General features: G+C 57.7%; 10 protein-coding genes. 8 read left to right on the forward strand and 2 right to left on the reverse strand.

From position 1 onward, the window contains the following. Positions 1-22: 22 nt before the first annotated feature. The 5 genes from mreC to BG52_RS00990 all read left to right on the forward strand — a co-directional run bounded on the left by mreC (position 23) and on the right by BG52_RS00990 (position 4,096). Complete coding sequence (gene mreC, locus BG52_RS00970; RefSeq protein ID WP_036666603.1) at positions 23-904, forward strand: rod shape-determining protein MreC; 882 nt, start codon at positions 23-25, stop codon at positions 902-904. Continuing rightward, positions 901-1,422, forward strand: a complete 522-nt coding sequence (gene mreD / locus BG52_RS00975; protein WP_036585748.1) for a rod shape-determining protein MreD — start codon at positions 901-903, stop codon at positions 1,420-1,422. The genes mreC and mreD overlap by 4 nt, the downstream gene beginning before the upstream one ends. A gap of 63 nt (positions 1,423-1,485) precedes the next feature. Then, positions 1,486-2,145, forward strand: a complete 660-nt coding sequence (locus BG52_RS00980; protein ID WP_036585750.1) for a septum site-determining protein MinC — start codon at positions 1,486-1,488, stop codon at positions 2,143-2,145. A 3-nt stretch (positions 2,146-2,148) separates the two neighbouring features. Beyond that, positions 2,149-2,940: a septum site-determining protein MinD gene (gene minD, locus BG52_RS00985; protein ID WP_036585752.1), complete on the forward strand. Its 792-nt coding sequence runs from the start codon at positions 2,149-2,151 to the stop codon at positions 2,938-2,940. A 7-nt stretch (positions 2,941-2,947) separates the two neighbouring features. Next, on the forward strand, positions 2,948-4,096 hold the full coding sequence (locus BG52_RS00990) for an FtsW/RodA/SpoVE family cell cycle protein (RefSeq protein ID WP_036585754.1): 1,149 nt from the start codon (positions 2,948-2,950) through the stop codon (positions 4,094-4,096). Positions 4,097-4,232: 136 nt separating this feature from the next. Here BG52_RS00990 and BG52_RS00995 read toward each other — a convergent pair whose 3' ends face one another. Together BG52_RS00995 and BG52_RS01000 are read right to left on the reverse strand one after the other, a co-directional pair. Next, entirely contained in the window at positions 4,233-5,123 is an 891-nt protein-coding gene (locus tag BG52_RS00995) for a DMT family transporter (protein WP_036585755.1), read from the reverse strand. 11 nt (positions 5,124-5,134) lie between these two features. Then, positions 5,135-6,112, reverse strand: a complete 978-nt coding sequence (locus tag BG52_RS01000) for an aldo/keto reductase (protein ID WP_036585756.1) — start codon at positions 6,110-6,112, stop codon at positions 5,135-5,137. 254 nt (positions 6,113-6,366) lie between these two features. Here BG52_RS01000 and BG52_RS14690 point away from each other — a divergent pair, with 254 nt between their 5' ends. The 3 genes from BG52_RS14690 to BG52_RS01015 form a co-directional block, all read left to right on the forward strand. After that, on the forward strand, positions 6,367-7,263 hold the full coding sequence (locus BG52_RS14690) for a M23 family metallopeptidase (RefSeq protein WP_051588082.1): 897 nt from the start codon (positions 6,367-6,369) through the stop codon (positions 7,261-7,263). Beyond that, complete coding sequence (locus tag BG52_RS01010) at positions 7,256-8,131, forward strand: M50 family metallopeptidase (RefSeq protein WP_051588084.1); 876 nt, start codon at positions 7,256-7,258, stop codon at positions 8,129-8,131. The genes BG52_RS14690 and BG52_RS01010 overlap by 8 nt, the downstream gene beginning before the upstream one ends. 82 nt (positions 8,132-8,213) lie before the next feature. Further along, positions 8,214-9,147: ribonuclease E/G (locus BG52_RS01015; protein ID WP_036666606.1), on the forward strand; the 934-nt coding region annotated here is incomplete at its 3' end.

The following is a 9,147-nucleotide window of genomic DNA, read 5'->3' on the forward strand; positions in this document are numbered from 1 at the left end:
TCGATCTGGCGGGTGATGCGAACTGTTTAATTTATTCCGAAACAAAAGACTGTTCGTTCTGATGATCGGCTTAATCGTCTTCATTGCCGTTATGGGATTTTCGCTCGGCAAGCGCGACAAGTTGTCGTGGCCGGAAAATTTCATCGGCGATTCCGTTACGTTCGTACAGCAATGGTTTTACAAGCCCGCAGGATACATAGCGGGCTTGTTTGAGGATATACGCATGATGCGCGATATTTATCAGGAGAACGAACAGCTGCGTATACTGGCATCCCGGTATGCGAGGGACCGCATCACGTATAACTTTTTGCAGCAGGAGAACGAACGGTTGAAGGAAGAGCTTGATTTTACGGAACGTCAGAAAAAGATGTATCAATATCGGTATGTCATCGCCCAAGTGGTCGCTGCCAACCTCGATCCGAACAACTCGGCTTTCAAGATTAATCTGGGTTCAACCGACGGCATTAAACCGGACATGGCGGTTGTGTCGACGGATGGCCTGGTCGGACTCGTGAGCCGGGTGTTCCCGCTCTATTCGACGGTCACGCCGATTACGGAGCTGAATCCGGATTCTCCGAATCCAAGGGCGATTTCGGCTACCGTCATGGACAAGGAAGGGAAGTCGTTTGGCATCGTCGAAGACTACGACAAGCGGACCGGCATGCTGCTTATGAACCGGATCGCCGAGAACGATCCGCTCGCCGAAGGCGACGTGGTCATTACCTCGGGGTTGGGAAACGTATTCCCGCGCGGACTGGAGATCGGCACGGTGGAATCCCGTCAGGTCGGCGATTACGGGTTGACGTACACCGCTGCGATCAAGCCATCCGCTAAGCTGGACCGGTTGACCGAGGTGTTTGTCGTCATTCCTTCCGAGACCGGGACGTCCGGTGCCGCGCCATGAATCTGAGATGGGCTGTTTTATTCATGTTTTTGCTGTTTATCGTCGAAAGCACCATTGTTCCCTGGCTAATACCGGATGCCCTATACGGCAGGCTTGTTCCGCATTTCGTATTCGTTTTCGTTCTTTATTCCGCTTTATACACCGGCCGCCATACGGCACTCATGCTCGGACTTTTCTTCGGTCTGCTGCAGGATATCGTTTTTTACGGAAATATGCTTGGCGTACACGCATTCTCAATGGGACTTGGCGGTTATCTGACGGGTTTGCTCCTTGAGCGCAAGCGGAGCCCTCTGCTGATGGCCCTGTCCATTATCGGTTTTGCCTCCCTGCTCTACGATTCCTTGGTCTACCTGATTTATAAAGTATTCCGGATAGCGCAGGAGCCATATGCATACTTCCTCATCGATTCCATTATGCCAAGCCTGTTCCTGCAGCTCGGCTTTGCCCTTGCTGTATATATACCGGCAAGGCGTTTGTTCGAGGGCTCGGGAAAGCCGAGTGCGGGACAGGAGGAATAACGGGCTGCCGGCAGGAATCGGCGGTGTCCGAACCGAATGGTATAGGGTGGAGGAGGGGAAGACGTGACCGAGAAACAGCACATAACGATCAAAGGCGTAAAAGAAGGTCTCGTGTTCCTGCTCGACGACAAATGCGAGTTTTCACAGCTGCTGGACGAGCTCCATTACAAGTTGGATACCTCGCATCAGCAGCTTTTGACCGGGCCGCTCGTGCATGTGCACGTCAAATTGGGCCAGCGTCAGGCAAGCGAAGAGCAAAAGGAGCAGATCGTGAACACGATCCGCAAGCGGGGAAACCTGCTCGTTCAATCCGTGGAAGCTGAACCGGCCGTCGGGGAAGCGGCGGCGAAGGACGAGCTCAAGATGCTGACCGGTATCATCCGATCCGGCCAGACCATCGAGCATACGGGCCATCTGCTGTTAATGGGCGATTTGAACCCGGGCGGCACGCTGCTGTGTACGGGTGACATTTACGTGCTCGGCTCGCTGCGCGGCATGGCTCATGCCGGAATCGGCGGGCGTACGGATGTCATTATTGCCGCTTCACAGCTCAAGCCGACGCAGCTTCGCATTGCCGACGTCATCAGCCGTCCCCCGGATGAATGGATCACCGGTGACACCTTGATGGAGTTTGCTTTTTTACAGGACGGACAAATGAAAATCGACAAGCTTTCCGGCCTGTTCCGTATACGCAGGGATCCGATTGTGTTCAAAGGAGTGTAAGACATGGGAGAAGCGATTGTCGTAACATCTGGTAAAGGCGGAGTCGGCAAAACAACGACTTCGGCAAATTTGGGAACCGCCCTCGCTTTGCACGGAAAGAAGGTCTGTATGGTCGATACGGATATCGGCCTGCGCAATTTGGATGTCGTGATGGGCTTGGAAAACCGGATTATCTACGATCTGATCGACGTAGCCGAGGGCCGCTGTCGCCTGAACCAGGCGCTCGTCAAAGACAAGCGGTTCGACGAGCTGTATATGCTCCCCGCCGCCCAGACGAAGGATAAGCACGACGTATCGCCGGAGCAGGTCAGAGACATGGTGCTCGAGCTCAAGAAGGACTACGATTTCGTTATTATCGATTGCCCGGCGGGCATCGAGCAGGGCTTCCGCAATGCGGTCGCCGGGGCGGATCGGGCGATTGTGGTGACAACGCCGGAGAATGCGGCGGTGCGCGACGCCGACCGCATAATCGGCTTGTTGGAGCAGTCGCACATACCGGCGCTTCTTGTTATTAACCGGATTCGCCAGAGCATGGTGAAGAGCGGAGAAATGCTCGACATCGACGAGATTTGTCAAGTGCTCGCGATCGATCTGCTCGGCATTGTGCCCGACGACGAGAAGGTAATCAAGGCGGCTAACAGCGGCGAGCCGACGGTCATGGACCCTTCCTCCCGCGCGGCGATTGCTTACCGCAATATTGCGAGGCGCATTCTGGGCGACAAGGTGCCGCTCATGCAGCTGGACGATAAAGCGGGCATGTTGCAGCGTTTCCGCAAGTTCCTGGGAATAGGATGATCGAATTGTGTTGAATAAATTCAAAAAACTGGATTGGGGCATTCTCCTGATCCTTGCTTTGTTTATGGTGATGAGTACCCTGCTCGTACGCAGCGCCACCTATGGGAACCCGGACTACCTCAACTATGATTTGAAGCAGCTCATTTTTTATGCGGTTGGCTTTGTTGTAGCGATTGGCTCTACGCTGTTCGATTACCGGCTTTTCCTGAAAGGCTGGTTTGTGCTGTACGGCATAGGCATAGCGCTGTTGGTGCTCGTCTATTTCGTGGGGGACGAAATCAACGGGGCCCGAAGCTGGTTTACGCTGCCCGGCGGGCTGCTGTCGTTCCAGCCGGCCGAGTTCATGAAAATTATCCTGATCATCACGGTGGCAGTGCTAATCGGCAGAAGACAGGGCGACCGTCTTTCCTTAACAAGCGATTTGCTGCCGATAGCCGCTTTTTCCATGCTGCCGTTCGTGATCGTAATGATCCAGCCCGATCTCGGCAACGCGATCATTTATGTCGTCATCGTGCTTGGCATGCTGTGGATCGGGAATGTCAAATATACTCACGTGCTTATCGGGCTGACCGTCGTGGTCGGTACGCTGATCCTGTTTGTCAACCTGTTCAACCTGTTCAACACCGAGATCAAGGACTATTTGACGCAACAAAACAAGGAGCACTGGTACGCGAGAATCAATACGTATATCAATCCGGAGACGGCCTCGGCCAAGGATAAGTACCAATCGGAGAAATCGCTCATTGCGATCGGATCGGGCGGCTTGACCGGCGACGGTTACATGGAGGGGGATTCGAAAAACAGGCGGTTCATTCCGTACCCGTATTCGGACTCGATCTTCGTCGTGATCGGCGAAGAGTTCGGTTTTCAGGGCTCGGCGGTACTGCTGCTGCTGTACTTCCTGCTTATTTACCGGATGATCCTGATCGCCTTCCAATGCTACGATCTGAAGGGCTCGTTTATTATAATCGGCATCGTCTCGATGTTCGTGTTCCAGATATTCGAGAATATCGGAATGATGATCGGCATCATGCCGATCACCGGCATTACGCTGCCGTTCATCAGCTACGGCGGAACGTCGCTGCTGCTCAATATGCTGAGTATCGGCCTTGTGTTCAGCATCAAGGCGCATCAGGAGAAATATGAGTTGGATTAACCGACGCAAAGCGAGCGCCGTTACCCGAACCGGGTAACGGCGCTCGCTTTGCGTCGCACGATGTGTGATGTTCAACTGCCATGAACGTGCGTACCGTGCCGCAGCGTTGCCGATTGGATGAGCCGTCCTGCATGCGCTAACCGAGAAACCGCAGCAGAACGACTCCGCCGAACGCGAGAATCATGCCGACCAGCTCCGGCCTTGAGAAAGATTCCTTGACGACCATGCGCGTGTAAAGCAGGATGACGAGCACGTTCAAGGCGACGACCGCGGACACGAGGCCGGTTACGCCCAGCTCGAACGCGTACATGATCAGCACCATGCCGACGACGTTCGTGAAGCCGATCAGCATGCCGACGCCGAACGTTTTGCCGAGCGGCCAGCCTTCAAAGCGTTCGGATCGTTCAAGCTGTCCACGCCGCTCACGCGGTTCGGCCTGCACGCCTTGCTCCCGCAGCCAGGAGGCCATGAACAGCAGTGTGCCGGTGGCAAACATGAAGAAGAGCGTCGGAAACGTATCGGCGCCGAGCAGCGTCGACCATTTGCCGGACACGTCGTTCAAGCCGAAAAAAATCATAGCGAGCAAGCCCCACTTCGCGCCCTCCAGACGGCCGAGCGATGCCGTGCCCGTGAATCGGACGAGCAAGATGCCGGATACGATGACGAGGAAGACCGCCAATTGCCAGACGGACAGCCTCTCGCCCCAAAGGAGGAACGCAAGCGTAACGACAACGACCGCAGGTAGTGCGGTGAGAATCGCCACAATCGACGCTTTCCCCGACGCAAACCCCCGAAACATGGAGGCGTTCGCCAGAAAAGACCATAGTCCCATCAGGATCCCGACCATCGCCGATGCCGTCCAGCGCTCTCCGGCTGTCAGACCGACCAGCAGACTGCTCAGGCAGCCGGTGAAAAAAACGCCGCCAAGCAGCAGGTTGCGGTTAATCGGCTTTTGCGAGGTCCAGTGGTAGAGGACGCCCCGCGTGCCGAAAGCGACGGCCGACAACGAAGCGTATAACAGCCACATGCTTGTTTGCCTTAAGGCAGCTTCGTGCCGCGTGATGCGGTATACAGCTCATACCATTCGTCGCGGCTGAGCTCGATCTGCCCGGCAGCCGCGCAGTTGCGGATACGCTGCGGGTCGGAGGTACCGATAACCGGCTGAATGCCGGCCGGGTGACGCATCAGCCATGCGAGGACGATCGCCTCGCGCGTCGTATTTTTTCGCTCCGCCATCGCGGCTACCAGTGCTGCGGTCTCCTTGACGCTGGACGGCTGGCCCTCAAGGGAGGCGCCGCTCAGCAGCCCCTTCGCAAGCGGGCTCCAGGCCTGAAGCTGCATGTTCTCCAGTCGGCAAAATTCAAGCGTGCCTTCCGGGAAAATGCCGTCCTTGCCGGCGGTTTGGTTGATGTGAATCCCTTGGTCGATGAAATCCGTGTAAAGCAAATTCATTTCCAGCTGATTCGCCACGAGCGGCGCTTTACAGTAAGCCTGAAGCAGCTTGATCTGGCCTGCCCCCATGTTGGAAACTCCGAAATGGCGCACCTTGCCGGACTCCGTCAGGCGCTCGAACGCTTCCGCCACCTCTTCCGGCTCCACGAGCGCGTCGGGACGGTGCAGCAGCAGGATGTCGATATAGTCGACCCCCAAACGCTCCAATATCCCGTCGACACTCGCGAGAATGTGCGATTTCGAGAAATCAAACTGATGGGGCTTGCCCGGTCCCCGATCGAAGCGGATGCCGCATTTGGACTGAAGGATGAGCTTGTCCCGCAGGCCCGGCTTCTCCTTCAAAACGAGCCCGAAGGTTTGCTCCGCTTTCCCCATCGTATAAATATCCGCATGGTCGTACATCGTAATGCCGGACTCCATCGCGGCTTCGACCGCCTCCCGGGCCTGCTCCACATGTGCGGACGTAATCGGCTCGCTGTCCCAGTTGCCGCCCAGCGGCATGCAGCCGAGGATGAGGCGGCTTGCCTGTATACCTCTGCGGTGCAGAGGAATTGTTGTAGACATTCGGTTGTTCCCTCCCGTTAACGGATCGTTGTATTCCATACCAATTAATTATAAGGTTTCGGCGGCCGCGATATAAGTACTGAAATGAACGTTAGGTAGTTCGCTCAGGTATAGTAAGGCGTCATAATTGCTTGTCAGCCGTCATAGGCATAGGACAAAGGGTTACCGGGACAGTCGAAGCGCTCAGCGGAAAAAGCGGCTCGCGCCGCCCTCGGACGATCCGGTGCCGCGGCTGCGATAGGGAGGGAACGCATATGGGGTCGGGCAATGAGAACAAGCGCAGGAGAGAGGAACGCATACGCATGCTGCTGGACCGGTCGCGTCAGACGTTCGGGCGCGCGCCCTCGGGGCCGCCGGCGGAGCCTCGCGGGATCGGATCCGCGGAGCCGCATAAATACGCCGCCGAGCCCGATCCCGAAATCGAATGGAAAAGAAAATCGAAGGAATGGCTGCGGGAGATCAACGGCGCCGACTCTCTGGGAACAAGTCAAACAAGTCACGACAGATCTCCCTTGGACCGTATGCCGTCAGGCAGCCGTATGCTTACAGGGCTGCTCCGCCGCTTCGCGCTGTCTGCCCTTGTGTTCGGCGCGGTCTGGGTCTTGTTCCGGCTGGACATGCCTGGGGCAGGGCCGGCGCGGGCGTTTGTGGTCGCCGCTTTGACCGAAGAGATGGATACCGCCGCCGTGGCGACCTGGTATCGGGATGCTTTTGCGGGAGCGCCCTCCTTTATTCCTAGCTTCGGAACGGAAGGGACGGAGAGTCGGCGCGCGGACGGAACGGTTCGGATTCCGATCGTGGCGCCGGTGCAGGGCGGATCGATTGTGCGCAGTTTCGCGGAAACGTTGAATGGCGTTGAGATCTACGGCGCTGCGGGCACGGCGGTAGCGGCGATGGAAACCGGAAGGGTCAGCGGCGTATTCATTGAGGGGCCCGGCGCCGTCCGCGTCGTCATCCGGCATGCGGACAAGGTGGAGTCCGTGTACGGCAAGCTGGCCGAAGCCGCCGTTCAGGAGGGGGACTGGGTCGAGGCGGGAGACCGGATCGGCACGCTGGCCCAGGAAAAGAACAGCGAGTTCGGCTTGCTGTTCTTCGCCGTGCAGATCGATGGAAGGTATGTCGATCCGACGGATGTGGTTCCGATTGATTAATTGGCTCGGCATTCGTTGGAACGTCCATCCGCTGTTCGTGCTGGTCATGCTCGGCTCGGTAGTGACCGGTTATTTGGCTGAGCTTATCGTGCTTTTTGCCATCGTCCTCGTTCACGAGTTCGGGCACGTTGCGGCGGCCAAAGCGTTGGGCTGGCGGGTGCGTGAGATCAAGCTGCTGCCGTTCGGGGGCGTGGCGGAGACGGAGGAAGCCGGCACTGTATCGGCAGCGGAGGAAGCCTGGGTAGCGGCGGCCGGACCGCTGCAGAACGCATGGATGGCCGCAGCGGCGTGGGCGCTGGGACGATGGGCGGGCTGGGATGAGGATTGGGCGGCCTACATTGTGCGCGCAAACATCATGATCGGTCTTTTCAATTTGCTGCCCGTGCTTCCGCTGGACGGCGGAAAGCTGCTGCAAGCAGCGATCGGCGGCGGCTTTTCGTATTATCGGACACTCCAGTGGGGAGCGGCTCTCAGCCTTGTCTTCAGCGCCGGGATGATTGTTTATGCATGGCTGCCCCTGCACGAGGGCGGGATTCAGCTGAATTTGTTTACCATCGGCCTTTTTCTGTTCGTCTCCAACTGGACATACCGCCGCAATCTCCCTTATGTATTTCTCCGGTTCTTGATGAGCCGGAACGCCGTTTCCGAGGCCAGCCGGGAGAGAGGGACGCCGGCCGAGCCGATCGTCGTCACCGGTCGTCAGACGATCGGGGGCATTCTGCGGATGCTGCGGCGCGGGCATTACCACTTGATCTATGTGACGGGCGAAGGGGGGAGGCTGCTCGGCGTGCTGCCGGAGGAGCGGATCATCGAGCGTTATCTGGAGATTGGCAGGCAGGGCGCGGCGCTGTCGGAGCTGTTCCCGTAGGCGCCTGTTCATGCAGGCTTTCCTGTAGGCGGGTAATCATGTAAAATGATAGAAAACGGCATCCGGCAGGGACGGTCAAACGATGAAGCTGAGGTTGGTGCATGTCGAGGAGCAAACGATCGAAACGGCGGTCCTGGAGGACGGCCGGCTTTTGGAGTACCACCGGGAGGCCTCTTCGGGGGGCCAAACGGCAGGAAACATCTATAAAGGCAAAGTGGTCAATGTGCTTCCGGGCATGCAGGCGGCGTTCGTCGATATCGGGCAGGGCAAGAACGCGTTCCTGTACATCGATGATTTGCTTCATCCGAATCTGGAGCGGCAGCCGCAGGACAAGCCGTCCATAACTGCGCTATTGCGCGTTGGACAGGAACTGCCGGTCCAGATCGTCAAGGAGCCGCAGGGCGGCAAGGGAGCGCGCGTAACGACGCACTATTCGCTCCCCGGCCGTTTTCTCGTCTACATGCCGCATGCCGATTATGTCGGCGTCTCCAAAAAAATCGGGTCGGAAGCGGAACGGTCGCGTCTCCGGCAAGCGGGAGAGGAAATCCGCGAGGCGGGCGAAGGCATCATTCTGCGGACGGCGGCGGAAGGCGAAAGCCGGGAGTCGCTCGGCAAGGACGCCGCGCATTTGCGCCGGCTCTGGCAAAGCGTGACGAGACGGGCTGAGCATGCGCCGGCACCGAACGAGCTTCACCGGGAAGTCGGTTTAATGCAGCGGATCGTTCGGGATATGCTGGATGTCGAAACGGATCGGATCTGGATCGACGACGAGCGGGCATTGGCCGAGGCTCGCGCCATGATCAAGGAGAAGGCGCCCGCCATGGAGTCGATGCTCAGGCTGTATTCCCCCGCCGGCCGGGCTGCGCTATTTGAGTCGCACGCCGTCTACCCGCAGCTGGAAAAAGCATTCGCCCGCAGAATTCGGCTTGCCAGCGGGGCTGATCTGGTCTGGGACCAGACGGAAGCGCTGACGGTTATCGACGTAAACACAGGCAAATATACGGGCTCCACCGATT

Source organism: Paenibacillus darwinianus (genome assembly GCF_000598065.1).
GTDB classification, from domain to species: domain Bacteria; phylum Bacillota; class Bacilli; order Paenibacillales; family Paenibacillaceae; genus Paenibacillus_I; species Paenibacillus_I darwinianus.

Excerpts from the sequence above, each read along its gene's own strand:
- mreD (WP_036585748.1), top strand. The coding sequence starts at position 901 with ATGAATCTGAGATGGGCTGTTTTATTCATGTTTTTGCTGTTTATCGTC.
- minD (WP_036585752.1), top strand. The coding sequence starts at position 2,149 with ATGGGAGAAGCGATTGTCGTAACATCTGGTAAAGGCGGAGTCGGCAAA.
- BG52_RS00995 (WP_036585755.1), bottom strand. The coding sequence starts at position 5,123 with ATGTGGCTGTTATACGCTTCGTTGTCGGCCGTCGCTTTCGGCACGCGG.
- BG52_RS01000 (WP_036585756.1), bottom strand. The coding sequence starts at position 6,112 with ATGTCTACAACAATTCCTCTGCACCGCAGAGGTATACAGGCAAGCCGC.
- BG52_RS14690 (WP_051588082.1), top strand. The coding sequence starts at position 6,367 with ATGGGGTCGGGCAATGAGAACAAGCGCAGGAGAGAGGAACGCATACGC.